This window comes from Aureimonas altamirensis (genome assembly GCF_001463885.1).
Lineage (GTDB): Bacteria > Pseudomonadota > Alphaproteobacteria > Rhizobiales > Rhizobiaceae > Aureimonas > Aureimonas altamirensis.
Genome location: NZ_BBWQ01000011.1, coordinates 1 through 26239, shown reverse-complemented (window position 1 = coordinate 26239; position 26239 = coordinate 1). Strand labels below are relative to the sequence as shown.

Sequence of the window (26239 nt, the reverse complement as noted above, 5' to 3'; positions counted from 1 at the left end):
CCGCAATCCCGCCATCGTAAGCCCGATCCGAAGGTTGGTCGCAGAGGGTTTGGCGATGTCGAAGCAAGGCGCATTTTTCCGCTATCTGGCGGGCGGGGCGTGCATCCTGGCGCTGGCGCATGGCACGTCCGCCCATGCACAGCAGATCGACTCCGTGCTGTTGGACGAGGTTGTCGTGCAGGGCGGCGGGCAGGGCGGCAACGGCCTGCCGGCTACCGGAACGGTGGGCCAGCCGCCCGCGCCCTATGCCGGCGGGCAGGTGGGGTCCGGCGCCCGGCTGGGCATGCTGGGCAACCGCAGCTTCATGGAAACGCCCTTCAACGTAACCGGCTACACCGACAAGCTGATCCGCGACCAGCAGGCGCGCACGCTGGCGGATGTGGTGTTGAACGACCCATCGGTGCGCAACGATGCCCCGGCCTTCAGCGAGCGCGACGCGTTCTTTATCCGCGGCTTCTCGGTCACCAATCTCGATACCGCCTATGACGGGTTGTTCTATATCGCCAATCCCCGGCGCAGCTATCTGGAGGGGATCGAGCGGGTCGAGATCCTGAAAGGCCCCTCCACCCTTCTCAACGGTGGCGTCGGCCGGGTGGGCGGCACCATCAACCTCGTGCCGAAGCGCGCGGGCGATACGCCGCTGACACGGCTCACCACCACCTATATCAGCGACTCGCAGATCTGGCCGCATTTCGATATCGGCCGGCGCTACGGCCCGACGGGAGAGTGGGGCATCCGCGTCAACGGATCGTACCGCGCGGGCGATACCACGCTGGATCGCAACGACATCCAGCTCGGCGTCGGCGCGGTGGGGCTGGACTATCGGGGCGAGCGCCTGCGCGCCTCTCTCGATCTCAATTATTCCAACCAGCAAATCGATGCACCGACATCGCTGTTCAACGGCGCGGTGCCGGGCATCACCATTCCGCGCGCGCCGGACGGCAGCATCAACACCGCCAACTCGTTCGAATATATCGACAGCGTGCACCAGATGGCGGCCGGGCGCATCGAATACGACATTTTCGACAACACAACGCTGTATATCGCCGGTGGCGCAAGCCGCTACCGGGAAGACTTCCTGACCTCGTCCTACCTGATCCAGGACGAGAACGGCGATGCCACCGCCACGCTGGCCATCCAGCCGCAGAAGATCCAGGGCTTCACCGGAGAGGTTGGGGCGCGGTCGGCGTTCGAAACCGGGGCCGTGGGCCACCAGTTGAACGTCTCGGCCTCGCAGGCGCTGAACGAAAACTACCGTGGCGGCTTTCCGCGCGTCGTGCTGCCGAGCTTCCCGACCAATATCTACGATCCGACCTTCTTCGTCGGCAGCCCCATCGATACGAGCGCATTCCCGCGCGCCAGCGGCCGGCCGAAATTTGCCGATCTGCAGCTCACCAGCATCGCGCTCACCGATACGCTGTCCATGTTCGACGACCGCTTCCAACTGACGCTGGGCGGGCGCTACCAGGATATCCGCTCGCGCGGCTTCTCCACCGTGCCGGGTCCGACGCTGGGCGAGCGCAACTATTACTACAGCGATTCCCGCCTGAGCCCGGCCGTAGCCGCGCTGGTGCGCGTAACCGACAGCCTGTCCGTCTACGGCAACTATGTGGAGTCGCTGACGGAAGGGCCCATCGCCCCGGCCACCGCCGCCAATGCCAACGAAATCTTCGCGCCGGTGGTGAACGACCAGAAGGAAGTGGGCGTCAAATACGATTTCGGCTTCATGGCCGTAACCGCATCGCTATTCGAGATTACCCAGGCCAGCGGCTTCACCGATCCGGTCACGCGGATCTTTTCGGTGGGGGGGCGGCAGGTCAATCGCGGGCTGGAGCTGAATGTCTTCGGCGAGGTGGCGGATGGCGTGCGGCTGCTGGGCGGCGTCACGCTGATCGAGGCCGAGCTGGAGCGCACTGCGGGCGGCCGCTTCGACGGCAACGACGTGCCGGGCGTCGCCAATGTCGCCATCAACCTCTACGGCGAATACGATATCGACTGGCTGACGCCGGGCCTGACGCTGACAGGCCGCGTCATCCATACCGGCAGCACCTGGTACGATCAGGCGAACACGCAGAAGATCGACGATTGGACACGCGTCGATGCCGGCCTGCGCTATGCCTTCACCGGCCCTTACGACAAGCCGGTGGAACTGCGCGCCAATGTGGAGAACCTGTTCGGCGAGGATTACTGGGCCTCGTCGGCGCGCGGCTTCCTGGCGGCGGGCGCATCGCGCACCTTCACGGTTTCAGCCGCAATCGAGTTCTAGTCGGGAACGCCGGAAAGTGGCATAAATAAGAGGCGTCAAGTCGTCGACCTGTAGCATTGTGGTTATCTGACAGTAAGCTACCTTCAGTCTCGTACTATTTGGAATTTATCGAGACAACTTTGTTGGAGGATACAATGCGTGAACTGACCTTGCAGGAATTCGAGATTGTCAGCGGCGGCGAAGGTGGCACCCTGCGTGAGCCGATTACCAACCCGCAGTCGGAACTCGGCAATTCGATCAATGACGTTGCACGCGGGCTCAACGATTTCGGCTCGTGGCTCGGCATCGCCGTTTACGAACTGATCCACTGATATTTACGGGCCGTCCGATACAGGGCGGCCCGCCTTTGCGTCTCAGCGGCTGACAACCTCGAAGCCGCCATAGATCATCCGCTTGCCGTCGAATGGCATGGGATTGTCGTCCCCGCTGTTTTCCATGTCGGCGAAGACAGCTTTCAAGCCGCTGTCCCGCGTGGCCTTGTCGGGCCACTCGATCCAGGAAAAGCAGACCGTCTCTTCCGGCTTCACCTGCACGGCACGCTGCAGGTCGGTCACCTTGCCGGCCGGCACGTCGAGGCCCCAGCATTCGACATGGCGTGTCGCGCCATTGTTCAAGAAAATCGGCGCGGCCTTGCGGCAATGGTCGATGAACTCCTCTTTGCGGTCGGTCGGCACCGCCAGCAGGAAGCCGTCGACATAGCCGAAATTGCCGCCGGGCCCTTCGTCCACCACCGGGTCGAAGCCGCCGAAGATCATCCGCTTGCCGTCGAAGGCCATGTCGGACATGTCCATGCGCGGGTCTTCCATCATCTTCGCTTCGCCGGCGTCACGCGTCGCCTTGTCGGGCCACTCGATCCAGCCGAAGCCAACAAGCTCGCCCTCCTTTGCATCCACCGACCGGTAAAAATCCGTCAGCTTGCCGTGGGGTACGTCGTCGCCGACCGCATCCACCACGGAATGCGCGCCGAATTCCCGGAAGAAGGGCGCCGCCTGGCGGGCCTGCTCGATGAAGCGTTCGCGCTTGCCGGCCATGACGGGCAGCACGCATCCGACGATATAGGGCATGGTCGTTTCCTCTTATGGTTGGGCATGTCCGGTAGCCTGTCGACGTTCGCGACCGTCAGCCGTTTTTATGTTGATATCAACTCATATTCGGCCTGTCAATCCGGATGCCGCCCGGCTATCCCCGTGGGTAGAGAAGGAGAGCATGGATGCCCCGCAGGATCGACCACCTCGTCGTCACCGTCCGCGATCTGGATGCGGCGGGCGATTTCTATCACCGGCTTGGCTTTATGGTGGGCGCGCGCAACCGGCATCCCTGGGGCACCGAGAACCGGCTGGTGCAGTTTCGCTCGTCCTTCATCGAGCTGATCACCGTGGGGACGGACGAAGGGGCGATCCCGCCGCATGCGCCCGGCCGGTTCAGCTTCGGCGCCTATGTGCGCGATGCGCTCCGGCAGCGGCAGGGGCTGGCGATGCTGGTGCTGGACAGCGCCGATGCGAAGGCCGATGCGGCCCGCTTCGCCAAGGCCGGTATCGGCGATTTCGAGCCGTTTTTCTTCGAGCGCAAGGGCAGGCGTCCGGATGGCAGCGAAACGCATGTCGCTTTCACGCTGGCCTTCGCGGTCGATGCGGCCGCACCCGATGCCGGCTTCTTCGTCTGCCAGCAGCATTATCCGGAAAACTTCTGGAACCCGCAGTTCCAGGCCCACCCCAATGGCGGGCGCAATATTGCAGGCGTAACGCTTGCCGCCGCCCATCCGCCTGCGCACGAAGCCTTCCTTGCCGCCTTTACCGGCGGCGTGCCGCAGGGCGATGGCGTCTTCCCGCTGGATGGCGGCCGGATCGATGTCGTGCCGGCCGAGCAGGGGGACGGTGCCCGCTTCACGGCATTTGCCGTTGCCGTGCCGGACATCGATGCGCAGGCAGACCGCCTCGGCGCGGCCGGTATCGCGTTCGAACGTGCGGGCGACAGGCTGACCATTCCGGCCGAGACCGCCTACGGCGTCGAAATCCGCTTCGAGCGGGCAGAGTAAGGTGACAGGCAGTCCAAGACAAAGTCGGCCCTGTCGGCGACGCCCGCTTTCGGCAGGATGATGGCCTCGTAGCCAAGGTCGACATAGGCGGCCAGGAGGCGGTCATACTCGGCGGTCGCATCGTCGAACCCGTGCCGACGCTCCGGGTCGTGGACATAGATCTCAGGCCAGGGCGGCGTCAGGAAAACCTGCGGATGGTAGCTCTCATGGTCGGCAAGGGTTTGCCTTGAAGGATACCCTGTCGCATGTTCCAGCGCCACGGCCGCATCGACAAGGCTGCGGTCAAAGAAGACCGGATCTGGCACATGCGCGGCGGCTTTGCGGTCCTCGGCCGCCAATGCCACAGCCTTGACAGCGAAGGCGGCAAGATCGACCCATGGCAGTGCCGCGCCGCTGCCTTGCGCTTCGCGCTGCACGATCCTGCGGCCGGGCTCCGGAACGGTGGCAAAACCGCGCTGCGACAGTTCCGCCAGCAGGCTGGACTTGCCGCCACCCGAACAGCCGGACAGGACGACATGCCGTCCGCCAGTATCGCTCACTCGAAATCCGCCATTTCGTAAAGCGGGCGGATTTCCAGATCGCTGGGCCCTGGCATCGGGTTGGGGCATCGCTGCGCCCATTCCATCGCCTCGTCCATATCGCGCACCTGCCACAGCCAGAAGCCGGCGACGAGTTCGTTTGTCTGGGCAAATGGCCCGTCGCTCACCGTACGCGCGGTGCCGTCGAAATGGATGCGCTTGCCCTGCGACGAGGGCTTGAGCCCGTCTCCCGTCACCATGATGCCGGCGGCGATCAATTGTCTGTTGAAGTCTTCCATCGCCTCCAGCAATTGCGCAGAGGGCATGGTGCCCGCTTCCGAGTCCGCACTGGCCTTTACGATCACCATCACGCGCATCGTTTCCTCCTGTCGGTCTTGCTTTGCCTTACTCGTGGTCCTGCAGGAATGTGAACACCGCTTCGCGCATTGCCTTGTCGGAAACGGGAAGTGCCGTAACAAAAGCCGAGATGGGACCGAGATGATCGACCCCATCGAAAAGGCGCAGCGTTACCGTGCCGCCCGCGCGCTTTATGGCGCGCGCCATCGAAACCGAATTGTCCGGCGCCACCGTAGTGTCGGCGGTGCCATGGATCAGGAGTGTCGGCGGTCCGTTGCCGTCGGCGTAGTTGACGGGCTGGCTGCGCTGGCGCAGCGCTGGCGGGAAGATGCGCTTGTAGCGCTCGTCCGTCAACGGCAGGAAGTCGTAAGGGCCGGCCAGGCCCACAAACGCGGAAATGCGCTCTCGCGATGAGCCCGCAGCCGCAAGGTAGCTTTGATCGAAAGCCAGCAGTGCCGCAATCTCGGCGCCGGCCGAGTGACCCATCAGCGCCATGGGATGCGGCCCGGCCGGCAGCCCGTCGGCGCCGGCCCGCACCCTGTCTTCGATGGCCGCGAATGCGCTTGCCGCATCCTCGACGAATGCAGGGAAGGTAACCTGCGGATACAGCCTGTATTCGGGGATGGCGACGACATATCCCTGCGCCGTCAGCGCCTGTCCGACGAAGCGGTAGATGTTCTTGGAACCGGTGTCCCACGATCCGCCATGGATGAATACCACCAGCGGCGTTGCCGCTGTTGCGCCGTCGGGCACATAGAGATCGTATGTCTGGCGTGGATCCGGCCCGTACGCGATGTCTTTCGAAACGCTGTAACCCGCCCGGCTGGTGATCAGGTCGACCACCTGGCTCGCGCAGCCTGTCAACAAGACGGCAATGCCCGCAACCAGGGAGGCCGCGCCGAAACGGCGGGCAAGTCTCATGCGCGGAAGGTCCGGTTACATGCGTCCGATCTGCCGTATCCCATCGCAGCACTCCGTTGAAATGCCGATGTCCAGGCCGGCGCCCGGGTGGAACTGGCGTAGCGCTGCGACTTTTCAAACGCGTGGCCGCGCGGCGATCCGTCGCCGCCGTTCTGCCGCACGGCTGGTAGCAAGAAAATAGGCCGTCCGAAATGTACGGGAAACAACTATCGGACTGCATGCGATTGATGCAGGAGCATGTATCTTGTGCAAACTGTGTCCGCCGGCTTCTATGGATGCTACAGAGCCTTATCCCGCCACCAAGCCGAACAGACGCCGATGGATGCTTCCAACCGTACACTCGTCATATGCCGCGCAATCCGCCGCGCGATCCTGGAACAGGCGCTCGCGCCGGGCGACAAGCTGCCGGAGGACACGCTCGGCGAACGTTTCGGCGTCAGTCGCACCATCGCGCGGCATGCGCTGGGGCAACTTGCTTCGGAGGGCCTGGTGGAGTTGCGGCGCAACCGCATCGCCATCGTGGCGACGCCGTCCTTCGAGGAGGCGCGAGACGAGTTCAACATCCGGCGGGAGCTGGAGCGGCTGGTGGTGCACGCTCTGTGCGGCAACCTGAACCCCGATCAGGTCGAGGCTCTGAAGGCCCATGTCCGCGAAGAGGAAAAGGCGCGCGGCGGACCGGAAGCCAACTCCATCCGCCTTGCGACGGAGTTTCACGTGATGCTGGCGGACATGACCGGAAAGCCCACCCTGACCCGGTTTGTCCGCGAGATCGCCTACCGATCCAGCCTGTCGCTGGCCACCTTCGGGCGGCCGCATTCTTCCGAGTGCGCCGTCTCGGAGCATCGCGCCATCATCGATGCGCTGGTGTCGGACGATGCGGATGCCGCCGCGCGGCTGATGGCGCACCATCTGGACGAGGTCGCGTCCAGGGCCTTTCTGAAGACGCCTGCCGCGCGCGTCAGCCTCATGGACGTGCTGCGGCCGTATGCCGAGGCCGAACGGGTGGCCGCGCCGGGCCGGAAGGCGCGTCGCGCGGACGAGCAAACCGACCGATCTTCGCCAGGCAGTTGAATTTTCGCTTGGACTTTCGCTCAACTCGACGTACAGATTGGTGTATGAAGTGCATGCAGTTAAAGTGCACGATTGTTGAGCATTCTGTGCCCAAGACTTAGGCGGATGCTCGGCGTCGTTCCTCAGCCACGCAAGGAGCCGTCATGATCCGCAAGTCAATCGCCGCATTTGCCCTTATCGCCGCCATCGCCAGCCCGGCCGTCGCCAAGACGCTGACGGTCGGCGCCAATGTCGGCAACGTGCCGTGGGAGTTCCAGAACGAGCAGTCCGAGGTCGTCGGCTTCGAAGTCGACCTGGTCCAGGAAGTGGCCCGGCGCCTTGGCTATGACGAGGTGAAGATCGAGAACATCCCCTTCAACGGCTTGTTCTCGGCCGTCCAGTCCGGCCGCATCGATGCGGCCATCTCGTCCATCACCATCACCGCCAAGCGGCTGGAATCGGTGTCCTTCGCACAGCCCTACTACGATAGCGACCAGTCGCTCTCGGTGCTGGAATCCTCGGGCATCACGGGCCTTTCCGGCCTGTCCGGCAAGGTGGTCGGGGTCGATACCGGCTCCACCGGCGACATGTGGGCAACGGAACACCAGGCCGAATACGGCATCTCCGACATCCGCCGTTTCGAGGGGCTTTCGCCGGCGATGCTCGATCTCGCGGCCGGCCGTATCGACGGCTACGTCTCCGATATTCCGGCGGTCGAATACTACATCAAGGACAAGCCGCAATACGCCGTCGTCGAGCGCATCCGTACGGGCGAGCAATATTCCATCATGTTCGCCAAGGATTCGCCGCTTGCCGCAGAGGCGACGAAGGCGATCGGCGAAATGAAGAGCGACGGCTTCATGGCCAAGCTGCACGAGACGTGGTTCGGCTCGGCGCCCGACGCCGCAACGTCGACCGTCGTGAATGCCGAGATGCCGAAGCTCTGAGGTTGCATTTCAACCCTGCCGGCAGCGCGCCGCGCTTCCGGCATCCCCGTCCAGCGGAAGACCGGTGATGGATCTCGTCAGCACATTCTTCAACATCGATGTCCTGATCCGGTATTTTCCGCTGCTGTTGCAGGGGCTGGGCCGTACGGTTCTGCTGGGGCTTCTGTCCATTGTGTTCGGCCTTATCGGCGGCCTGCTGCTGGCGCTGGTGCGCCTGTATGCGGCCCGGCCGTTTCGCATCCTGGCCATCGCTTACATAGACGTCTTCCGCGCCTTGCCTGTGCTGGTCTGGCTGGTGATCGTCTATTATGCGCTGCCATTCGTCGGCATCCGCTTTTCGCCCTTCGTCGCGGCCTGCTTTGCGCTGGCGACGGTGTCTGCCGCCTATGCGGCCGAAATCTTCCGCGCGGGTATCGAGGCGGTGCCGCGCGGCCAGTTCGAGGCGGCGGATGCCCTGGGGCTCCACGCCTATCGCCGGATGCGCCATGTCGTGCTGCCACAGGCGATCCGCGTCGTCATTCCGCCGCTGACCAACAATTCCATCAACGTCATGAAGGATACGGCGCTGGCCTCGGTGGTGGCACTGCCGGACCTTCTGAAGCAGGCGACACAGGCGCAGGCCCTTGCCGCCAATCCGACGCCGCTCATCGGCGCGGCCATCCTCTACCTCGTCATCCTGCTGCCCATGGTGCGGCTCGTCGCGAAATACGAGCAGCGCAGCGCACGGCAGGGGCGTCACTGACAGAAAGCCAGGCACTGCAATGTCCCTCGACATCGATTACGTCCGCGCGCAGTTTCCCGCTTTGGCGGGGGAGTGGGCATTCATGGACAATGCCGGCGGCAGCCAGGTGCCGCGCCGGGTAGCGGAGCGCGTATCCGACTATCTGCTGACCTCCAATGTGCAGACCGGCGCCAGCTATGCGCCGAGCCGACGGTCGATGGAGCGCGTGTCGCAGACGCGCGACGCCTTCGCCCGGTTCATGAACTGCGATCCCGGCGAGATCGTCGAGGGGCCGAACACCACGATCCTGCTGCGCTTCCTGTCCGAGGCGATGACGGGACGGCTGCAGCCGGGCGACGAGATCATCCTGACGAATGTCGACCACGAGGCCAATATCGGCCCATGGCTCAAGCATGCGGAACGGGGCGTGATCATCAAATGGTGGCGCTGCGACCCGGACACCTTCGAGCTGGACCTCGCGGCGCTGAAGGGCCTGATCGGCGAGCGGACACGGCTGGTCTGCGTCACCCATGCCTCCAACATCCTCGGCACGATCAACCCGATCGCCGAGATCGCCGACATCGTCCACGCGGCCGGGGCCGAGCTCGTCGTCGATGCGGTCGCCTATGCCCCGCACCGCGCCATCGACGTGAAAGCCCTGAAGGCGGATTACTATGTCTTCAGCGTCTACAAGGTATTCGGGCCCCATCATGCGGTGATGTACGGCCGGCGCGACCGGCTGGAGGCGCTGGACAACATCTACCACTACTTCTTCGACAAGAGCCGGGTGCCGCATAAGCTGGAGCCGGGCAACATCAATTACGAATGCGCCTGGGGTGCGATTGGCGCCGTGGATTATGTCGAGGAGATTGGCCGCATGGCCGGCGCCGCCGACGGGCGCGCTGCGATAGAGGCAGGCTTCGACGCCATTGCCGAACAGGAGCGCGCTTTGACCGCCCGGCTGATCGACTATCTGTCGTCGCGCAATTCGGTGCGCGTCATCGGCAGGACATCGACCGCCATCGCCGACCGCGTCTCCACCGTTTCCTTCGTCGTCGGCGCGGAAAGCTCGAAGCGGATCGTGGACGCGGTCGATGCGGCGCATATCGGCATCCGCAACGGCGATTTCTATGCGCGCCGCATCGTGGAAGAGCATGGCCTGATGGCGCAGGACGGCGTCGTGCGCGTATCGATGGTCCACTACAATACGCTGGACGAGGTGGACAGGTTGATCGCCGCGCTGGAGCCGACACTGTGACGCTGGATCTCGTCATCCGCAACGGAACGGTGGCGACCGCGTCCGACGTCTTCCGTGCAGATATCGGCATCCGCGACGGGCGCATCGCCCTGATCGGGGAGGGGCTCGGCGCCGCCGGCGAGGAGATCGACGCAGGCGGGCGCTATGTGCTGCCCGGCGGCATCGACAGTCATGTCCATATCGCCCAGCCGTCCGGCGACGGCATAGTGATGGCCGACGATTTCGAAAGCGGAACCCTGTCGGCCCTGTTCGGCGGCAATACGACCATCCTGCCCTTCTGCCTGCAGCAGAAGGGCCATTCGCTGCGCGCGGCGCTTGCCGACTACCATGCCCTGGCGGAAGGGCGCTGCTATACGGACGTCTCCTTCCACCTGATCGTGTCCGACCCGTCCGCCTCGGTGCTGGGGCAGGAGCTGCCGGCGCTGGTGGCCGATGGCTATACGTCCTTCAAGGTGTTCATGACCTATGAGGGATTGCGGCTCAACGATGCCGAAATCCTGGCCACGATGGATACGGCGCGGCGCACCGGCGCGCTGGTGATGGTCCATTGCGAGAACGAGGATGCGATCCGCTATCTGATCGGCCTGCATGAAGCCAGGGGCGACGTCGCCCCCCGTGCCCATGCCTCGACGCGGCCCGCCGCGGTCGAGCGGGAGGCCACGCACCGTGCCCTGTCGCTGGCGGAGATCACCGACGTTCCCGTCGTCATCGTGCACGTGTCGAACGGCCAGGCCATGGACGAGATCGCCAGGGCGCGGGCGCGCGGCCTGAAGGTGGTGGGCGAAACCTGCCCGCAATATCTGATGCTGACGGCAGCAGACCTCGATGGAATGGATTGGGAGGGCGCCAAATTCGTCTGCTCGCCGCCGCCGCGCGACCGCGAAAGCCAGGATGCCTGCTGGCGCGGCGTGGAAACGGGGGTGTTCGACCTGTTCTCGTCCGATCACTGCCCGTTTCGCTACGACGACCCCATGGGCAAGCTCAACCCTCGTGGGCGAACCAGCTTCCGCCATATCCCCAACGGCATACCCGGCGTGGAGACGCGGTTACCGATCCTGTTTTCCGAAGGCGTCATGAAGGGGCGGATCGACCTGCCGCGTTTCGTGGCCTTGTCGTCGACCAACCATGCAAAGACGTATGGCCTGTCGCGCAAGGGCGCGATCGCGGTGGGCATGGATGCCGACATCGCCATCTGGAACCCGGACGAAGTCCGTACGATCCGCCATGCCGAGTTGCATGACGGCTCGGACTATACGCCCTACGAGGGAGTAGAGGTGCGCGGCTGGCCGACGACGACCATTCTAGGTGGCCGGGTCATGGTCCGTGACGGGGCGCTTGTCGGCGGCATCGGCACCGGCCGCTACGTCCCGCGCGATCTGTCCGGCCTTGCGGGTGGTATGGAGCGTCGCAGGGCCCTTGCTGCGGCGGCCGTGCACGACATCTAGCGCGTTCCCGCCCGTGCAATGGGCCCGGATGAAGCGGTCTGCCCATGCCTCGACTTCGACCCGTTCTCGGCGATCAGCTCAGCCGCAGCCTGTCCAGCCTGTCCGATCTGCAGAGGGGCGACGTCGTACTGATGGCCGAAGTCGCCGACGAGGCGACCTATGTGCGCCACCATCAGCGCAAGATCGCCTTCCTGTTTTCGGCGATGCGCCATTTCGCGGCCGATCTCGGCGCGGAGGGCGTATCGGTGGACTATGTCACGCTCGACGCTGCGGGCAACAGCGGCAGTTTCACCGGAGAGGTGCAGCGCGCCCTTGCGCGCCATGCGCTGGACGGCGTGGTCGTTACCGAGGCCGGCGAATGGCGCGTGCAGCAGATGCTGGAGGGTTGGCAGGATACGCTCGGCGTGCCTGTCGACATCCGGCCGGATGACCGCTTCCTGTGCCCTCGGGACGATTTCGACGCCATGGCGGGTGACGGCCGGGCGCTGTTGATGGAGAATTTCTACCGCCGGATGCGGCGCCATACCGGCTATCTGATGGATGGCGAACATCCGGTCGGCGGGCGCTGGAATTACGATGCCGAAAACCGCGAGCCGATGCCCGCAGGCATGGCGATGCCCGACAGGCCGACCTATCCGCCCGATGCGACGACCGAAGAGGTGCTGGCCCTCGTGCGCGAGCGGTTCGGCAATCATTTCGGGCGGCTGGATGCCTTCGATTATCCGGTTACGCGCAAGCAGGCGAAAGGCTACCTGCGCTGGTTCGTGCAGGAGGCGCTTCCATCGTTCGGCTCTTATCAGGATGCGATGGTGGAAGGGCAGCCGCTGCTGTTCCACTCGCATTTGTCCGCCCTCATCAATTGCGGCCTGCTATTGCCGGCAGAGTGTTGCGAGGCGGCGCTGGCCGCCTACGGAAAGGGCGACGCGCCGTTGAATGCCGTCGAGGGGTTCGTGCGGCAGATCATCGGCTGGCGTGAGTTCATCCGAGGCATCTACTGGCGCGAGATGCCCTCTTATGCCGCGCGCAACGCACTGGGGGCACACCGGCCCTTGCCCGACTTCTTCTGGACGGGCGCTACCGAATTGAACTGCATGGCGCAGTGCATCGGCGAAACGCGTGACAATGCCTATGCCCACCATATCCAGCGGCTCATGGTGCTCGGCAATTTCTGCCTGCTCGCGGGGCTCGATCCGCGTCAGGTGCAGGAGTGGTACCTCGTCGTCTATCACGACGCCTATGAGTGGGTGGAAATGCCCAATGTCGTCGGCATGATCCTGCATGCCGACGATGGGCTCTTCGCGACCAAGCCCTATGCGGCCTCTGGCAACTACATCAACCGCATGTCCGATTACTGCGAAAACTGCCGCTACGACGTTAAGCAGCGCACCGGCGATGACGCGTGCCCCTTCAACTATCTCTATTGGGATTTCATGGCGCGCAACGCCGGGCGCCTGCGCGACAACCGACGCATGACGCGCACCTATGCGACGCTGGACCGGATGGACAAGACCGTCGTGGCCGATATGCGGGCCAGCGCCAGAACCTTCCTGGCGGCGCTGCCGTCATCGGGCGATTACTGAGGCGGCCGCGCCAGGAAACCCGATGCCATCAGCCGGAATGCCTCGACCGCCTTGGGCAGCGTCTGCCTCGGGGTCGCGCTTGCGGCAACCCAGAGCGCGGCGTTCAGCGCCGCCCCGTTCAACAGCCGTGCCGCCGCTTCCACATCCACCGGCCGCATCGTGCCATCGTCGATCAGCCGCGCCACCGTGGCAAGCGTTACCTCAAGGCAGGCGCTCTGGCTCGGCCATTGGGACGGGTCGCCCAGAAAGGCCGGTCCATCCAGAAGCACGATGCGGCGGATCTCCGGATCGAGGGCCATCGAAATATAGGCCGCACCCTCTGCCATGAGCCCTTCCCAGGCGGATGGCGCAGCTTCGCCCGCCCGTTGCGCCCGCGCGGCCATCTCGCCGTCGACCTCGGCGACGACGGCGGCAAGAAGACCCTTCTTGTCGCCGAAGCCATGGTAGAGCGCGCCGCGCGTCAGGCCCGCCTCTGCCGTAAGCTCATCCATGGACGCCTTGGCGAAGCCATGCCCGGCAAAGGCGCGCCTGGCTGCGGCGATCAGCTTTCGCCGGTTTTCTTCCATCCTATCCGCACGCCGCCGGCCTGCCATCATACCCACCCCAAACTCACATACGAAACGTATCTGACTTGACATACGCCACGTATGTCATCACATTCGACATACGCCGCGTATCTAGAAGATAGTGGCTCACCGCGATCGTTGAAAGGACAAATCCATGAGCGCGCGAATCCCCGTTTATCCCGCAAGGCCAAACCCGCTGAATGAGGAGCATGCCTATTCCCCGGCCGTGCGGCACGGCGACCTTCTGTTCGTTGCAGGGCAGGTGGGCGTACGTCCGGATGGCACGCCGGAACCCGATTTCGAGGCGCAGGTGCGCCTGGCCTTCGAAAATCTCAAGGCAGTGCTGGAAGCGGCCGGCTCCACCTTCGACGATATACTGGATGTGACCAGCTATCATACGGACCCGGAACAGCAGTTCGGCACAATCCTGCCGATCAAGGCCGAGTACTTTCCCGAAAAGCCCTATCCGACATGGTCGGCCTTCGGCGTTACATGGCTTGCCGGCTATGATTTCGAAATCAAGGTCGTGGCGCGCATTCCGGCGCAAGGCTGAAGATTCAGTCCTTGGTGACGATGATGGGCGGGGGCCCGCCGCGCCCGTCATCGTAACTGCCCACCGGGCGCGTCACGCCGTCATTGCCGACGATGCCTATGGGCACGCCGCGCCGCAGAATGACATGGCCGCCACTATAGGGTGTCACGAGCCGGGGCCTTGTATAGCCGGGAAAGACCCCGCTGCCGGGCGATAATTGCAGGGTGCGCTCGCTGGCGACCCTGTCTGGCAGCACAAGCCTCTGGCGTTCGCCGGCGTGGGCAGCCGTGCCGCCGGCAAGGGCAGCCAGCATCACGACCAGTCTGGCGGGTATGGCGAAGCGCATGCGCCAATCGTAACCGCAAATGGTAGCCGGGAGGTGAACGACGTCAGCGCGTGGCGCGCCGCGCGTCGCGGGCAAGTGTCGGCAGCAGCGGCCGCGCCGCGTTCAGGCTCGTGCCGGGGCGCAGGCGCGGATCGTACAGCATCGTCATCATGATGCGGTCGTAGCGCGTCAGCACGGTGTGCGTCGACGTATCGTTGAAGACACTGGAGGGCGCGTCGGGATTGTCGTCTAGCGGACCCAGCCCCTGAAGGATTTCCTCTATCAGGCAGCGTTGGAACAGGCGTTCGCCCCTGTCGGAAACGATGACGGCATCCGAGCGTTCGATGCCGCGCCGCCCGTAACTGGCGCGCACGATGCAATTGCCCGGCACCCGCATGAAGGGGTTGCGATGCACCTTGCGGGCGGTGGAGACGTAATCCGCCTGATCGACGACATGGACGACGAAGTCGGCGCGCTCGTTGCCCTCTGCCATCCGCGTTTCCAGCCCCGGGATGTCGCGGCCGATACGGCGCACGAAAGCCTCCACCTCGGCCCGCCTGTCCTGTCGGGCGGTATTCTCGACCCGAAAGCGCACGGGCCCCGTAAACTTCTTGACGAAGCCGGCATTGCTGAAACGGCCGAGGATCTCGGCGTTGAAGACGATGCGCTCGAAGCCGACGATAAGCTCGGCATCGTCCGGAAGGTCCGCCGCCTTCAGGCCGGACAGCGGAACCAGGATCGCGGCGATGAGGGCGATTGCCCGTAGATGGAACGTCATGAAAGCGGTGCCCCCATGGCGTGCCCAAGCGGTACGCCATGGCAACGACTTCTGGCGTATGCAAGCCATCTGTCGCAACTGCCTGCACGTGTGTTTGAAGCGACAACGGACGATGCGTTGCGTAAATGCCGCGTTGCACGCAGCGGTCCGTTTCCATGGCGGGCATGTCGCATTATCGTCGGGCCATGAGCGACGATTCGAACAGGCTTGCGGACGGGCTGGTCCTCTCGGCAGATGGCAAGGCCCGCTGTTTCTGGCAGGCGGGTTTGCCGGAATACGAGGCTTACCACGACCGCGAATGGGGCCGTCCGGTGGGCAGCGACACCGCCCTTTATGAAAAGCTGTGCCTCGAAGGGTTCCAGGCCGGCCTTTCGTGGATCACCGTGCTGCGCAAGCGTGATGCCTTCCGCGAGCTGTTCGAGGGCTTCGACGTGGAGCGCGTGGCGGCTTTCACCCCGGCCGATGTCGACCGCATCGTGCAGGACCCGCGCATCATCCGCCACCGGGGCAAGATCCAGGCGACAATTGCCAATGCGCGCGCGGTCATCCGCCTGCGGCAGGAAGAGGGCAGGTCGCTGGCGGCGTTTCTCTGGGCCTTCGAGCCGCCGGCATCGGACAGGCCGTCTGTCATGACGCTGGACTGGCTGCGCAACAATGCCGTTACGCCCGCCTCGAAGGCGATGTCGAGCGCCCTGCGCAAGCGCGGCTTCAACTTCGTCGGACCGACGACGTGCTACGCGTTCATGCAATCGATGGGGTTCGTCAACGACCACATCGAAGGGTGCTGCTGCCGTGCCGCCTGCGAGGCCGAGCGCACCGCCTTCGTCCGTCCGCGCTGACCGCAAGCGCGGCTGGACGAGCGGCGGTGTCCGCTTACATGTGTCGGAGCCAACAGAGACGGGATCGATCATCCGATGACGACGAAACGGGTAACCGCCCTTGCGCTGACGCTTGCCGCAGCTTCGCTTGCCGCCTGCCAGACCGGCACCGGAGCGGGGAGTGACGGCGCGCCACAGGCAATGTGCCGGCCCGATGCGGCCGCGGCGCTGGTGGGCATGGACCGGCTGACCGATGACGAGGCCATGCAAAGGACGGGGGCGAGCATCGTGCGGCAGATCGCGCCGGGCCAGGGTGTGACGATGGACTATCGCCAGAACCGGGTGACGGTCGAGACAGACCCGCGAACCGGTAAGATCGTGCGGGCGGCCTGCGGCTAGGGCATAACCTTATCCCGTGGGGGCGGCGCGCTTCTTGTGCTGTCAGGTCCGATCCAGTAGACCCCGGCCTATCAGTCAAAACTGACTTATATGCCGAGGCCTAAGACCGATGTCCGCCAAGCAGAACCGGGTGAAGGCGCGCCAGCCGCGCGGCTTCGTCGACCGCAGCGCCAGCGACCTGCGTGCGCAGGACGCAATGCTTGCCACGATCCGCGACGTGTATGAGCGTTATGGATTCGAGCCGGTGGAGACTCCATTCTTCGAATACACCGATGCGCTGGGCAAGTTCCTGCCGGATAGCGACCGGCCCAACGAAGGCGTCTTCTCGCTGCAGGACGACGACGAGGAGTGGCTGTCGCTCCGCTACGACCTGACCGCGCCTCTCGCCCGCTACGTGGCCGAGAATTTCGAGGATCTGCCGAAGCCCTATCGCAGCTATCGCGCCGGCTACGTGTTCCGCAACGAAAAGGCCGGGCCGGGCCGTTTCCGGCAGTTCATGCAGTTCGATGCCGATATCGTCGGCGCGCCATCCGTATCGGCCGATGCGGAAATGGCGATGATGATGTCCGACACGATGGAAGCGCTGGGCATCGCGCGCGGCCAGTATGTGATCCGCGTCAACAATCGCAAGGTCCTGGACGGCATCCTGGATGCCATCGGCCTTGGCGGCGACGGAGCCCGTCGGCTGACCGTGCTGCGCGCGCTCGACAAGTTCGACAAATTCGGTGTGGACGGCGTGCGCCAGCTTCTGGGTGCCGGCCGCCTCGACGACGGTGGCGGCAAGGGCGATTTCACCAAGGGGGCGGAGCTCGACGCATCGGCGATCGAGCGTGTTCTATCGATCTTTTCCTTCGCCGACGCAGGCGGGGCCGCCCGCATCGCAGGTGTGCGGGACGCCTTCGGCGACAATGAGCGCGTCGTGGATGGGCTTGACGAGCTGGAAACCATCCGTTCGCTGGCCGAGGCCGCGGGCTATGGCGACGACCGGGTGTCGATAGACCCGTCCGTCGTGCGCGGCCTGGAATATTATACCGGGCCCGTGTTCGAGGCCGAGCTCCTGTTCGACGTCACCAACGAGAAGGGCCAGAAGGTCCAGTTCGGGTCGGTGGGCGGTGGCGGCCGCTATGACGGGCTCGTCGCCCGCTTCATGAGCCAGCCCGTTCCGGCGACGGGTTTTTCCATCGGCGTTTCCCGCCTCATGACGGCCTTGAAGAATCTCGGCCGCCTCGGTGTGGCCGAGCGTCCCGGACCGGTCGTCGTCACCGTGATGGACCGCGACAGGATGGCGGATTATCAGCGCCTGGCCGGCCTGCTGCGTGCGGGGCTGAACGGCCCGGGCCAGCCTGTCGTGCCGGTCGAGGTATTCCAGGGAAATCCGAAGCAGTTCGGCAAGCAGCTTCAATATGCGGACCGCCGCTCCGCCCCGCTTGCGATCATTCAGGGCGGCGATGAAAAGGCGTCCGGCGTCGTGCAGATCAAGGATCTGATCGAGGGCAAGCGTCTTTCTGCCGAGATCGAGGACAATGCCACCTGGCGGGCTGCCCGGCCGGCGCAGGTGACCGTGCCCGAGGCCGAACTGGTGGACACCGTCCGCCGTATGCTGGCCGAGCAGGCGGCGGATCGCGGGGAATGAGCACGGCGCTCGCAGCACTGGAGCGGTCGCTGCCGACGCAGTTCGTGCAGCGTGGCGCCGTGATGATGGACGTGCCGATCCTGCAGCCCTCCGACCCGTATCTGGATACGGCCGGTGAGGCGCTGCGTCGGCGCATCTTCCTGACCAAGGGCGAGGATGGGCGCGGGCTTTGCCTTCGCCCCGACTTCACCATTCCGGTCTGCCTGGCGCATATCGCCCAAGGGGCCGGCCTGCCGCGCCGCTATGCCTATTGCGGAACGATCTTCCGCCAGAGCGGCGACGGTCCGTCGGAGTATCCGCAGGCCGGGATCGAGGATCTCGGCGATGCCGACCGCGCCGCCGCCGATGGCCGTACGATCGCCGATGCGCTCGGCGTTCTGGCCGATTGCGGCATCGACCTGACGATTGTGGAAACCACGGTCGGGGACCAGGCCCTTTTCGAACAGTTCCTGTCGTCGCTCGGCCTGCCGTCCGGCTGGCAGCGCCGGCTTATCCGCACCTTCGGGCACGATACGCTGCTGCGCCAGGCACTGGAATCGCTTGCCACCGGCGGTAGCCGCGCGTCCATCGACAGTCTGTCGCCGGAGCTCTACGAGCTGGCGCTGGCCCGCGATCTGGCAAAGCTGTCGGACAATATCCGTGACAGGATGGAAGAGGGCGGTCTGCCCCTTCACAGGGGGCGCACCCCGGCCGAGATCGCCGGACGTCTGATCGAAAAGGTTGCCGTTGCGGAAACCCGGCTGGACCGCACGGTGCTCGAGCGTCTGCGCGCCTTTCTGTCCATCGATTGTCCGCTGGATCGCAGCGTCGACGCTTTGGAAATGCTCTGCCGGGAAAGCGGAACCGATCTCGGGCACTCCCTCGGCGCCTTCAAGGCGCGTGGGGAAGCCCTGGCCCGCGCCGGCGTGGACCTGGCCGGGCTGCGTTACCGCGCAGCCTTCGGGCGCGCTCTGGATTACTATACCGGAATGGTCTTCGAGGTATCCGCCAAGGGGCAGGACGGGCCGCTGGTCGGCGGAGGCCGGTACGACAGGCTGGTCTCCTATCTCGGCGCGCGGGAGACGATCCCGGCCGTGGGCTTTGCGCTGTGGCCGGGCCGGATGGCGTCGATTGCATCGGGGGTGCGGGCATGAGCGTCACCCTCGCGATTCCGTCCAAGGGGCGGCTCAAGGATCTGACGATCGAGGCGCTGGCTGCCAGGCGGATCTTCGTTCGGCCGGGCGAGGATGCACGGTCCTACCGCACGCGTGTGGAGGGATGCGACGGGCTGGAGGTCATCCTTCTTTCAGCATCCGAGATCGCGCGGGAACTGCGCGACGGCGCGATCCATTTCGGCGTGACGGGAGAAGACCTGCTGCGCGAGACGCTGCCCGATTTCGGCGATCGCCTGTCCATCGTCGCCCGGCTGGGCTTCGGCCATGCCGACGTGGTCGTGGCCGTTCCGGATAGCTGGGTGGACGTATCCACCATGGAAGACCTGAACGATGTGGCCGGTGGCTTCCGCGCGGTGCACGGCCACCGCATGCGGATCGCCACCAAGTACTGGCGTCTGACGCAAAGCTTCTTCACGCGCAATCACGGCATCCAGACCTACCGGATCGTCGAGAGCCTGGGCGCGACGGAAGGGGCTCCGGCAGCCGGTTCCGCCGATATCATCGTGGACATCACCTCGACCGGCTCGACATTGACCGCCAACCGGCTGCGCGTCCTGTCCGACGGGCTTATCCTGTCGTCACAGGCCTGCCTGGCAAGGGCAACTGTCGCCGATGTGACGCGCGAGGACCAGGCGACCATCGACGACGTGCTCGCGCGCTTCGACGGGTGATTGCGCCGTCTGGTTGGTTGAATTGGTCTTCGCTAGGCCTTATACACAAGGAGTGAGGCCGGGTGCTGTCACACCCGACCCCGTTTCACTTAATGATACCAGAACTGCACCCGGAGCCGGATACGCCAACCGCTCCGGGTTTTTCTATCTCAAGCGTGATCGTCAACGGCGAAACCATTGCTTCTCACTGCTGTTCGAGGGCAAGCCTGCTGCCACAGCCGCGGTGGCTTATCCTCCGCGGTCGGCGCCGGGCTGGCGCGGCGTCTGCTGCTGCGCCCTCCAACAGGACGCGTATAGACGCGCCCCTGCAGGCCCGTCCAACAACGCCTGATTGCGATCTGTCCGAGCGCCAGAGCCGTGTCTCTCGCCTGTCGACGACGTGCTTACGCGCTTCGACGGGTGGTGCGCCGTCTGGTTGGTTGAACTGGTTTTCGTAAGGCCCTATGTTCAGGAAGTGAGGTCGGATACTGTAACACCCGACCTCGTTTCGCTTAGAGCATCGTGAAATGAACCCGGAGCCGGATACGCCAACCGCTCCGGGTCTTTTCTATCTCAAGCGTGATCGTCAACGGCAAAACCATTGCTTCTCACCGCGCCCTCCAACAGGACGCGTATAGACGCGCCCCTGCAGGCCCGTCCAACAACGCCGGATTGCGATCTGCCCGTGCGCTAGAGCCGGTTCGTTTCCTTGTCGATGGACGGTGCGTAGGCGCCGAACGTCGCCAGGTACAGGAAGCCGCCGGCCAGCGCGAAGTTTTTCAGGATGGCGCTGGAATCGCCCCAGTGGCCGATGAAGGCCGTGACGATGCAGAAAGCCGCCAGCAGCCATGCCGCGATGCGGGTCTGGAAACCGACGATGACCATGAGGCCGAACACCAGCTCAAACAGGCCGACGATGTAGGCCATGGCCAGCGGCGCCGGGACGCCGAGACTGCCGAGATAGCCGGCAAAGCCTGCCGCGCCCATCAGCTTGCCGAAGCCGGCCGGCACGAAGATGAGGCCGAGCAGAATGCGCCCGATCAACAATACGGTGGTGTTCATGCGGCTGTCCCCCCATTTGGCCCGCAATACAAGGGTGAGGGTGCAGCAACTTGCGGGCAACGTAAAGTGCTTGATCGCTCAAGCGACATCGCCGGCAGAGCGGGACGAGGGGCGCCAAGGCGCCCCCCGGTGCAGTGTTTATTCGCCAGGGCGTGTCATGGCGGCGGGATCGACGATGCGGTCGTATTCCTCTGCCGTGACGTGGCCGGAGGCGATCGCCTCTTCGCGCAGCGTCGTGCCCTTCTTGTGCGCCGTCTTGGCAATGCCGGCGGCATTGTCGTAGCCGATCGTGGGCGCAAGGGCCGTCACCAGCATCAGGCTCTGCTCCATCAAAGCCTTGATGCGATCCGTGTTGGCCTTGATGCCGTCCACGCAGTGTTCGCGGAAGGAATCCATGCCATCGGCCAGAAGCCGGATCGAAGACAGGACGGCGTTGGCGATGACCGGCTTGAAGACGTTCAACTCGAAGTGGCCCTGGCTGGACGCCACGGTGACGGTCGTCTCATGGCCGAAGACCTCGGTCGCGACCATGGTCAGCGCCTCGGCCTGCGTCGGGTTGACCTTGCCGGGCATGATCGACGAGCCGGGCTCGTTTTCAGGCAACGACAACTCGCCGAGACCGGAGCGCGGACCCGAACCGAGAAAGCGGATATCGTTGGCGATCTTGAACAGGTCTGTCGCCAGGGCATTGAGCGCGCCATGGAAGAAGGCGAGTGCGCCGTGCGAGGCCAGCGCCTCGAACTTGTTGTCGGCGGTGCGGAACGGCAGTCCGGTCAGCCGCGCGATTTCTGCGGCGATCTTGACGTCGAATCCGACCGGCGAGTTGAGGCCCGTGCCGACGGCCGTGCCGCCCTGCGCAAGGGCGTAGACGCCCTCCATCGCCTGCTCGACGCGGCGGCGCGAAAGCGAAAGCGCGGCGGCGTAGCCGGAAAACTCCTGTCCCAGCGTGATCGGCGTCGCATCCTGGGTGTGCGTGCGACCGATCTTGATGATGTCGGCGAACTCTTTCGCCTTCCTGTCGAGCGCATCGTGCAGCGCGTCGATGGCAGGCAGGATGCGGTTGGTGGCTTCGACGACGACGGCAACGTGCATCGCCGTCGGGAACACGTCGTTGGAGGACTGCCCCATATTGACGTGATCGTTCGGGTGGACGGGCTTTTTCGAGCCGAGCTCCCCGCCCATCATTTCGATGGCGCGGTTGGAGATGACCTCGTTGACGTTCATGTTCGTCTGCGTGCCGGAGCCGGTCTGATAGACGACGAGCGGAAAATGATCGTCCAGCTTGCCGGAGATGACCTCATCGGCCGCCTTGACGATGGCGTCGGCGAGGGTGCCGTCGAGCTTGCCCATATCGGCGTTGACGCGTGCCGCGGCCTTCTTGACGGTCGCGAGCGCATGAATGAGCGGCAGGGGCTGACGGTCGGTGCCGATCCGGAAATTATTGAGCGAGCGCTCCGTCTGAGCGCCCCAGTAGCGGTCGGTCGCTACCTCTATGGCTCCGATGGAATCGGTTTCGCGCCGCGTCTTCGTCATTACCCTTGGCTCCCGAAGGTTTCATGAATTGTGGGAAGGGTATGCGCCATGAGGCCGCGCTAGTCGAGGCACGATTGTTGCGTTGCGGCGGTAAAATCGTTTGAAGAGACAGCAACGAAAAAGGCCGCCACGCGGGTGCGTGACGGCCTGGCAGAATAGGCGGGAAGGCGGTCAGCGCCCGACCTGATCCTTCACCGCATCCTTGACCTTGCCGTAATTCTTCTGGGTCTTGCCCTCAGCCTGGTCTGCAAGGCCTTCGGCCTGCAGGCGATCGTTTCCGACGGCCTTGCCCGCGGCTTCCTTGACCTTGCCGGCCAATTCCTTGGCGCCGCCCTTGACTTCGTTCTTGTCGACCATCTGTCACTCCTGTTTGCTTCCGGCGGAGCGCCGGATTTCGGATTAGAAACGGAGGAACCGGAAACCTGTTCCGGCCTACAGATTACAAATTAGTCATCTTGCACCAATCGACACAAAAAAGAGGCCCGGCTGGCCGGACCCCTCTGTCGTTTCGGTGGAAGGCTGGACTTAGAAGTCCATGCCGCCCATGCCGCCGCCGCCCGGCATCGAGGGCATTGCCGACTTGTCCTTCGGCAGCTCGGCAACGAGCGCCTCGGTGGTTACCAGCAGGCCGGCAACGGATGCCGCGTCCTGCAGGGCCGTGCGGACAACCTTGGTCGGGTCGATGATGCCGGCCTGGACGAGGTCGACATAGGTCTCGGTGTAGGCGTCGAAGCCGAAGGCTCCATCCTGCTCGAGAACCTTGTTGACGACGACGGAGCCTTCGACACCGGCGTTCTCGGCGATCTGGCGTGCCGGAGCCTCGAGGGCGCGGAGCACGATCTTGATGCCGGCCTTGATGTCCGGGTTGGCGTCGCTGAGAGCCTCGACGGCCTTCTTGGCGCGCAGCAGGGCCGTACCACCACCGGGGACGATGCCCTCTTCGACAGCGGCGCGGGTTGCGTTGAGCGCGTCGTCGACGCGGTCCTTGCGCTCCTTGACCTCGACTTCCGTCGCACCGCCGACGCGGATGACGGCAACGCCGCCGGCCAGCTTGGCAAGGCGCTCCTGGAGCTTCTCACGGTCGTAGTCCGAGGTGGTCTCCTCGATCTGCGCCTTGATCTGCGCAACGCGGCCCTGGATCTCGTCCTTGGTGCCGGCGCCGTCGACGATCGTCGTGTTCTCCTTGGTGATCTGGACCTTCTCGGCGGTGCCGAGCATGTCCAGCGTCACGTTCTCGAGCTTGATGCCGAGATCTTCGGAGATGACCTGGCCACCGGTCAGGATGGCGATGTCTTCCAGCATGGCCTTGCGGCGGTCACCGAAGCCCGGAGCCTTGACGGCAGCGATCTTGAGGCCGCCACGCAGCTTGTTGACGACTAGCGTGGCCAGGGCCTCGCCTTCGACGTCCTCGGCAACGATGAGCAGCGGGCGCGACGACTGCACGACCGACTCCAGAACCGGCAGCATGGCCTGCAGGTTGGAGAGCTTCTTCTCGTGGATGAGGATGTAGGGCTTGTCCAGCTCGGCGACCATCTTCTCGGCGTTGGTCACGAAGTAGGGGGACAGGTAGCCGCGGTCGAACTGCATGCCTTCGACGGTCTCGAGCTCGAACTCGAGCGCCTTGGACTCCTCGACGGTGATGACACCCTCGTTGCCGACCTTCTGCATCGCCTCGGCGATCTTCTCGCCGACGACCTTGTCGCCATTGGCGGAAATCGTGCCGACCTGGGCGACTTCGGCCGAGGTGGAGATCTTCTTGGAGCGGGACTTCAGGTCCTCGACGGCGGCCGCCACGGCCATGTCGATGCCGCGCTTCAGGTCCATCGGGTTGATGCCGGCGGCAACAGCCTTGGCGCCTTCCTTGACGATGGACTGCGCGAGAACCGTAGCGGTCGTCGTGCCGTCACCGGCCTTGTCGTTGGTCTTGGAAGCGACTTCGCGGACCAGCTGGGCACCGAGGTTCTCGAACTTGTCCTCGAGCTCGATCTCCTTGGCCACCGACACGCCGTCCTTGGTGATGCGCGGAGCGCCGAAGGACTTCTCGATGACGACGTTGCGGCCCTTGGGGCCGAGCGTCACCTTGACCGCGTTGGCGAGAATGTCGACGCCGCGCAGAAGCTTGTCGCGCGCATCGCCGGAGAACTTTACTTCTTTGGCTGCCATTGTCTCTCTCTCCTCGGCGCGCCTTCAAGGCCGCGCCGTTTCAGATTGTCTGGGAAATGCGATGCCGGAAGGGTTAGCCGACGATCCCGAGGATGTCGGATTCCTTCATGATGAGCAGGTCTTCGCCGCCGATCTTGATCTCGGTGCCCGACCACTTGCCGAACAGGACCCGGTCACCGGCCTTGACGTCCGGCGCAACGACCTTGCCCGCTTCGTCGCGCGCACCGGCGCCAACGGCGATGACTTCGCCTTCCTGGGGCTTTTCCTTGGCCGAGTCGGGGATGATGATGCCACCGGCGGTCTTGTTCTCGGACTCCACGCGGCGCACGACGACGCGGTCATGCAGAGGACGGAAGTTCACGTTAGCCATATCGTCGAACCTTCACTTAAATGGGGCGGGCCGAAACCCTTCGGCATTCCGGCCCGGATGGATTGGCACTCACCGCTGGAGAGTGCTAACGGCGACGAGATAGGTGCGGGGCGGCTCGATTGTCAAGGAATGGCTGTCGGCCCGGACCAAGAATTTTTGCGATCGTCCGTGCTGCGCTGCCGCAAGATCGGCCCCTAGGGGTTCGCGCCGAGGTTGACGCGGCGGGATCGGAAACGTACGCCATCACCCATCGGCCGGCATATAGGCATGCCGGCATTGCTGAAACAGGATGCGGAATGGATTCGGGACCGATGATCCCCAGGAGAATCGACCGGCTGTCGACGATCGCCGGTTCCTACGATGTCATCTTCTGCGATGTGTGGGGTGTCGTCCACGATGGCGAGGTGAAGTCGCCGCAGGCGGAGGCAGCCCTTCTGGATGCCAGGCGTGCGGGCTGCCGCGTCGTGCTTCTGACGAATTCGCCAAGGCCGGGCGAGGGGGTGCGCGCGCAGCTCGACGCATTGCACGTCACGCGGGATGCCTATGATACGATCGTCACCTCGGGCGATGCCACGCGGGCGCTGATCGACGAGGGGCCGAACACCATCTTCCATATCGGCGCCCAGCGGGACCTGGACCTTTATGCAGGCCTTGACGTGCAGCTGGTGCCGGAGCCGGAGGCGGAGGCCGTCGTGGTGACGGGCCTGTTCGACGACGAGGTGGAAACACCGGCCGACTACGCCGACATGCTGGCGCGGCTTGCCGCACGCAATCTGCCGATGATCTGCGCCAACCCCGACATCGTCGTGCATCGCGGCCCGCGCCTGATCTATTGTGCCGGCGCCCTTGCCGCCGAGTACGAGAAGCTCGGCGGAACGGTGCACCTGGCCGGCAAGCCGCACCGCCCGATCTACGAAGTCGCGGCCCGCGCGGCGGAACTGGCGGGCGGGCGTCTTCTGTGCATCGGCGACGGGCTCTACACCGATATTCGCGGCGCGAACGCCTATGGCGGCGACGCGCTCCTGGTGGAAAAAGGCATCCACGAGCAGGATCTCGCGCCCTTCCAGGCCGATATGCCGGCCCTGGCCGAAGAGCTGACGCGGCGGCGCCTGCAGGCGCAATACGTGACGGGCTCGCTCGCATGACAGGGCCCGGGCG

At 64.6% G+C, this 26239-nt stretch carries 28 protein-coding genes; 16 read left to right on the top strand and 12 right to left on the bottom strand.

What is annotated here, in order from left to right; all coding sequences use genetic code 11:
- The first annotated feature begins 55 nt into the window (after positions 1 to 55).
- Together AUL31_RS07830 and AUL31_RS20270 are read left to right on the top strand one after the other, a co-directional pair.
- The gene (locus AUL31_RS07830) at positions 56 to 2266 is read left to right on the top strand and encodes a TonB-dependent receptor (RefSeq protein ID WP_060604064.1); all 2211 of its coding nucleotides are present in this window, start codon (positions 56 to 58) and stop codon (positions 2264 to 2266) included.
- A gap of 134 nt (positions 2267 to 2400) precedes the next feature.
- On the top strand, positions 2401 to 2577 hold the full coding sequence (locus AUL31_RS20270; RefSeq protein ID WP_156417288.1) for a hypothetical protein: 177 nt from the start codon (positions 2401 to 2403) through the stop codon (positions 2575 to 2577).
- A 42-nt stretch (positions 2578 to 2619) separates the two neighbouring features.
- Here the strand turns inward: AUL31_RS20270 and AUL31_RS07825 are convergent, their stop codons facing one another.
- Positions 2620 to 3330, bottom strand: a complete 711-nt coding sequence (locus AUL31_RS07825; protein WP_060604061.1) for a DUF1428 domain-containing protein — start codon at positions 3328 to 3330, stop codon at positions 2620 to 2622.
- Between the two features lie 146 nt (positions 3331 to 3476).
- Between AUL31_RS07825 and AUL31_RS07820 the strand changes: the two genes are divergently transcribed.
- On the top strand, positions 3477 to 4301 hold the full coding sequence (locus AUL31_RS07820; protein WP_060604058.1) for a VOC family protein: 825 nt from the start codon (positions 3477 to 3479) through the stop codon (positions 4299 to 4301).
- Here the strand turns inward: AUL31_RS07820 and AUL31_RS07815 are convergent.
- Genes AUL31_RS07815 through AUL31_RS07805 form a run of 3 tightly spaced genes read right to left on the bottom strand, consistent with a single transcriptional unit; the run spans position 4265 to position 6097 of the window.
- The gene (locus AUL31_RS07815; RefSeq protein WP_060604056.1) at positions 4265 to 4840 is read right to left on the bottom strand and encodes an AAA family ATPase; all 576 of its coding nucleotides are present in this window, start codon (positions 4838 to 4840) and stop codon (positions 4265 to 4267) included. The two genes, AUL31_RS07820 and AUL31_RS07815, sit on opposite strands and share 37 nt — an antisense overlap.
- Complete coding sequence (locus AUL31_RS07810) at positions 4837 to 5196, bottom strand: YciI family protein (protein ID WP_060604053.1); 360 nt, start codon at positions 5194 to 5196, stop codon at positions 4837 to 4839. Before AUL31_RS07810 ends, AUL31_RS07815 begins: the two co-directional genes overlap by 4 nt.
- Positions 5197 to 5224: 28 nt before the next feature.
- Complete coding sequence (locus AUL31_RS07805; RefSeq protein WP_060604050.1) at positions 5225 to 6097, bottom strand: alpha/beta hydrolase; 873 nt, start codon at positions 6095 to 6097, stop codon at positions 5225 to 5227.
- Positions 6098 to 6415: 318 nt separating this feature from the next.
- Here AUL31_RS07805 and AUL31_RS07800 point away from each other — a divergent pair, with 318 nt between their 5' ends.
- From AUL31_RS07800 to AUL31_RS07775, 6 genes are all read left to right on the top strand, one after another.
- On the top strand, positions 6416 to 7168 hold the full coding sequence (locus AUL31_RS07800; protein ID WP_060605216.1) for a GntR family transcriptional regulator: 753 nt from the start codon (positions 6416 to 6418) through the stop codon (positions 7166 to 7168).
- Between the two features lie 143 nt (positions 7169 to 7311).
- Positions 7312 to 8094 carry a transporter substrate-binding domain-containing protein gene (locus AUL31_RS07795; RefSeq protein WP_060604046.1) on the top strand — a complete coding sequence of 261 codons (783 nt, stop codon included), beginning with the start codon at positions 7312 to 7314 and terminating at the stop codon, positions 8092 to 8094.
- Positions 8095 to 8161: 67 nt separating this feature from the next.
- Positions 8162 to 8836: an amino acid ABC transporter permease gene (locus AUL31_RS07790; protein WP_060604044.1), complete on the top strand. Its 675-nt coding sequence runs from the start codon at positions 8162 to 8164 to the stop codon at positions 8834 to 8836.
- Positions 8837 to 8855: 19 nt separating this feature from the next.
- Positions 8856 to 10073, top strand: a complete 1218-nt coding sequence (locus AUL31_RS20265) for a cysteine desulfurase-like protein (protein WP_060604041.1) — start codon at positions 8856 to 8858, stop codon at positions 10071 to 10073.
- Positions 10070 to 11518 carry a dihydropyrimidinase gene (gene hydA, locus AUL31_RS07780; RefSeq protein WP_060604038.1) on the top strand — a complete coding sequence of 483 codons (1449 nt, stop codon included), beginning with the start codon at positions 10070 to 10072 and terminating at the stop codon, positions 11516 to 11518. The genes AUL31_RS20265 and hydA overlap by 4 nt, the downstream gene beginning before the upstream one ends.
- Before the next feature lie 44 nt (positions 11519 to 11562).
- Positions 11563 to 13098, top strand: a complete 1536-nt coding sequence (locus AUL31_RS07775) for a cryptochrome/photolyase family protein (protein WP_060604034.1) — start codon at positions 11563 to 11565, stop codon at positions 13096 to 13098.
- Here the strand turns inward: AUL31_RS07775 and AUL31_RS07770 are convergent.
- Positions 13092 to 13664, bottom strand: coding sequence for a TetR/AcrR family transcriptional regulator (locus AUL31_RS07770; RefSeq protein ID WP_060604030.1), 573 nt, complete (start codon positions 13662 to 13664; stop codon positions 13092 to 13094). The two genes, AUL31_RS07775 and AUL31_RS07770, sit on opposite strands and share 7 nt — an antisense overlap.
- Positions 13665 to 13818: 154 nt before the next feature.
- Between AUL31_RS07770 and AUL31_RS07765 the strand changes: the two genes are divergently transcribed.
- A complete protein-coding gene (locus tag AUL31_RS07765; RefSeq protein WP_060604027.1) occupies positions 13819 to 14217 on the top strand; it encodes a RidA family protein in 399 nt (132 codons plus the stop codon).
- Between the two features lie 4 nt (positions 14218 to 14221).
- Here the strand turns inward: AUL31_RS07765 and AUL31_RS07760 are convergent, their stop codons facing one another.
- Both AUL31_RS07760 and AUL31_RS07755 read right to left on the bottom strand, forming a co-directional pair.
- Entirely contained in the window at positions 14222 to 14542 is a 321-nt protein-coding gene (locus AUL31_RS07760; protein WP_060604024.1) for a hypothetical protein, read from the bottom strand.
- 43 nt (positions 14543 to 14585) lie between these two features.
- A complete protein-coding gene (locus AUL31_RS07755) occupies positions 14586 to 15299 on the bottom strand; it encodes a DUF2927 domain-containing protein (protein ID WP_060604020.1) in 714 nt (237 codons plus the stop codon).
- Positions 15300 to 15484: 185 nt separating this feature from the next.
- Between AUL31_RS07755 and AUL31_RS07750 the strand changes: the two genes are divergently transcribed.
- From AUL31_RS07750 to hisG, 5 genes are all read left to right on the top strand, one after another.
- Positions 15485 to 16138, top strand: coding sequence for a DNA-3-methyladenine glycosylase I (locus AUL31_RS07750; RefSeq protein WP_060605212.1), 654 nt, complete (start codon positions 15485 to 15487; stop codon positions 16136 to 16138).
- A 75-nt stretch (positions 16139 to 16213) separates the two neighbouring features.
- A complete protein-coding gene (locus AUL31_RS07745; protein ID WP_060604017.1) occupies positions 16214 to 16516 on the top strand; it encodes an I78 family peptidase inhibitor in 303 nt (100 codons plus the stop codon).
- A 109-nt stretch (positions 16517 to 16625) separates the two neighbouring features.
- A complete protein-coding gene (gene hisS, locus AUL31_RS07740; RefSeq protein WP_060604014.1) occupies positions 16626 to 18149 on the top strand; it encodes a histidine--tRNA ligase in 1524 nt (507 codons plus the stop codon).
- Positions 18146 to 19282 carry an ATP phosphoribosyltransferase regulatory subunit gene (locus AUL31_RS07735; protein WP_060604009.1) on the top strand — a complete coding sequence of 379 codons (1137 nt, stop codon included), beginning with the start codon at positions 18146 to 18148 and terminating at the stop codon, positions 19280 to 19282. The genes hisS and AUL31_RS07735 overlap by 4 nt, the downstream gene beginning before the upstream one ends.
- The gene (gene hisG / locus AUL31_RS07730) at positions 19279 to 19974 is read left to right on the top strand and encodes an ATP phosphoribosyltransferase (protein WP_060605208.1); all 696 of its coding nucleotides are present in this window, start codon (positions 19279 to 19281) and stop codon (positions 19972 to 19974) included. The genes AUL31_RS07735 and hisG overlap by 4 nt, the downstream gene beginning before the upstream one ends.
- Positions 19975 to 20643: 669 nt before the next feature.
- On the opposite strand, the gene AUL31_RS07725 is transcribed toward hisG, so the two are convergent.
- From AUL31_RS07725 to groES, 5 genes are all read right to left on the bottom strand, one after another.
- Positions 20644 to 21015: a DoxX family protein gene (locus tag AUL31_RS07725; RefSeq protein WP_060604006.1), complete on the bottom strand. Its 372-nt coding sequence runs from the start codon at positions 21013 to 21015 to the stop codon at positions 20644 to 20646.
- A 138-nt stretch (positions 21016 to 21153) separates the two neighbouring features.
- Positions 21154 to 22548 (bottom strand): class II fumarate hydratase, encoded by a 1395-nt coding sequence (gene fumC / locus AUL31_RS07720; protein ID WP_060604003.1) that lies wholly within the window; start codon positions 22546 to 22548, stop codon positions 21154 to 21156.
- 171 nt (positions 22549 to 22719) lie between these two features.
- Positions 22720 to 22905, bottom strand: a complete 186-nt coding sequence (locus AUL31_RS07715) for a CsbD family protein (RefSeq protein WP_060604000.1) — start codon at positions 22903 to 22905, stop codon at positions 22720 to 22722.
- Between the two features lie 168 nt (positions 22906 to 23073).
- A complete protein-coding gene (groL, locus tag AUL31_RS07710) occupies positions 23074 to 24711 on the bottom strand; it encodes a chaperonin GroEL (RefSeq protein ID WP_060603997.1) in 1638 nt (545 codons plus the stop codon).
- Positions 24712 to 24784: 73 nt separating this feature from the next.
- Positions 24785 to 25081: a co-chaperone GroES gene (gene groES, locus AUL31_RS07705; protein WP_060603993.1), complete on the bottom strand. Its 297-nt coding sequence runs from the start codon at positions 25079 to 25081 to the stop codon at positions 24785 to 24787.
- A gap of 311 nt (positions 25082 to 25392) precedes the next feature.
- Between groES and AUL31_RS07700 the strand changes: the two genes are divergently transcribed.
- Positions 25393 to 26226: a TIGR01459 family HAD-type hydrolase gene (locus tag AUL31_RS07700; RefSeq protein ID WP_073469235.1), complete on the top strand. Its 834-nt coding sequence runs from the start codon at positions 25393 to 25395 to the stop codon at positions 26224 to 26226.
- Positions 26227 to 26239: the final 13 nt, after the last annotated feature.

What these genes read in the sequence shown, in the direction of transcription:
- AUL31_RS07830 (WP_060604064.1), top strand. Translation starts at nt 56, where the DNA reads ATGTCGAAGCAAGGCGCATTTTTCCGCTATCTGGCGGGCGGGGCGTGC.
- AUL31_RS20270 (WP_156417288.1), top strand. Translation starts at nt 2,401, where the DNA reads ATGCGTGAACTGACCTTGCAGGAATTCGAGATTGTCAGCGGCGGCGAA.
- AUL31_RS07825 (WP_060604061.1), bottom strand. Translation starts at nt 3,330, where the DNA reads ATGCCCTATATCGTCGGATGCGTGCTGCCCGTCATGGCCGGCAAGCGC.
- AUL31_RS07820 (WP_060604058.1), top strand. Translation starts at nt 3,477, where the DNA reads ATGCCCCGCAGGATCGACCACCTCGTCGTCACCGTCCGCGATCTGGAT.
- AUL31_RS07810 (WP_060604053.1), bottom strand. Translation starts at nt 5,196, where the DNA reads ATGCGCGTGATGGTGATCGTAAAGGCCAGTGCGGACTCGGAAGCGGGC.
- AUL31_RS07805 (WP_060604050.1), bottom strand. Translation starts at nt 6,097, where the DNA reads ATGAGACTTGCCCGCCGTTTCGGCGCGGCCTCCCTGGTTGCGGGCATT.
- AUL31_RS07800 (WP_060605216.1), top strand. Translation starts at nt 6,416, where the DNA reads ATGGATGCTTCCAACCGTACACTCGTCATATGCCGCGCAATCCGCCGC.
- AUL31_RS07795 (WP_060604046.1), top strand. Translation starts at nt 7,312, where the DNA reads ATGATCCGCAAGTCAATCGCCGCATTTGCCCTTATCGCCGCCATCGCC.
- AUL31_RS07790 (WP_060604044.1), top strand. Translation starts at nt 8,162, where the DNA reads ATGGATCTCGTCAGCACATTCTTCAACATCGATGTCCTGATCCGGTAT.
- AUL31_RS20265 (WP_060604041.1), top strand. Translation starts at nt 8,856, where the DNA reads ATGTCCCTCGACATCGATTACGTCCGCGCGCAGTTTCCCGCTTTGGCG.
- AUL31_RS07775 (WP_060604034.1), top strand. Translation starts at nt 11,563, where the DNA reads ATGCCTCGACTTCGACCCGTTCTCGGCGATCAGCTCAGCCGCAGCCTG.
- AUL31_RS07770 (WP_060604030.1), bottom strand. Translation starts at nt 13,664, where the DNA reads ATGGAAGAAAACCGGCGAAAGCTGATCGCCGCAGCCAGGCGCGCCTTT.
- AUL31_RS07765 (WP_060604027.1), top strand. Translation starts at nt 13,819, where the DNA reads ATGAGCGCGCGAATCCCCGTTTATCCCGCAAGGCCAAACCCGCTGAAT.
- AUL31_RS07760 (WP_060604024.1), bottom strand. Translation starts at nt 14,542, where the DNA reads ATGCGCTTCGCCATACCCGCCAGACTGGTCGTGATGCTGGCTGCCCTT.
- AUL31_RS07755 (WP_060604020.1), bottom strand. Translation starts at nt 15,299, where the DNA reads ATGACGTTCCATCTACGGGCAATCGCCCTCATCGCCGCGATCCTGGTT.
- AUL31_RS07750 (WP_060605212.1), top strand. Translation starts at nt 15,485, where the DNA reads ATGAGCGACGATTCGAACAGGCTTGCGGACGGGCTGGTCCTCTCGGCA.
- AUL31_RS07745 (WP_060604017.1), top strand. Translation starts at nt 16,214, where the DNA reads ATGACGACGAAACGGGTAACCGCCCTTGCGCTGACGCTTGCCGCAGCT.
- hisS (WP_060604014.1), top strand. Translation starts at nt 16,626, where the DNA reads ATGTCCGCCAAGCAGAACCGGGTGAAGGCGCGCCAGCCGCGCGGCTTC.
- AUL31_RS07735 (WP_060604009.1), top strand. Translation starts at nt 18,146, where the DNA reads ATGAGCACGGCGCTCGCAGCACTGGAGCGGTCGCTGCCGACGCAGTTC.
- hisG (WP_060605208.1), top strand. Translation starts at nt 19,279, where the DNA reads ATGAGCGTCACCCTCGCGATTCCGTCCAAGGGGCGGCTCAAGGATCTG.
- AUL31_RS07725 (WP_060604006.1), bottom strand. Translation starts at nt 21,015, where the DNA reads ATGAACACCACCGTATTGTTGATCGGGCGCATTCTGCTCGGCCTCATC.
- fumC (WP_060604003.1), bottom strand. Translation starts at nt 22,548, where the DNA reads ATGACGAAGACGCGGCGCGAAACCGATTCCATCGGAGCCATAGAGGTA.
- AUL31_RS07715 (WP_060604000.1), bottom strand. Translation starts at nt 22,905, where the DNA reads ATGGTCGACAAGAACGAAGTCAAGGGCGGCGCCAAGGAATTGGCCGGC.
- groL (WP_060603997.1), bottom strand. Translation starts at nt 24,711, where the DNA reads ATGGCAGCCAAAGAAGTAAAGTTCTCCGGCGATGCGCGCGACAAGCTT.
- groES (WP_060603993.1), bottom strand. Translation starts at nt 25,081, where the DNA reads ATGGCTAACGTGAACTTCCGTCCTCTGCATGACCGCGTCGTCGTGCGC.
- AUL31_RS07700 (WP_073469235.1), top strand. Translation starts at nt 25,393, where the DNA reads ATGATCCCCAGGAGAATCGACCGGCTGTCGACGATCGCCGGTTCCTAC.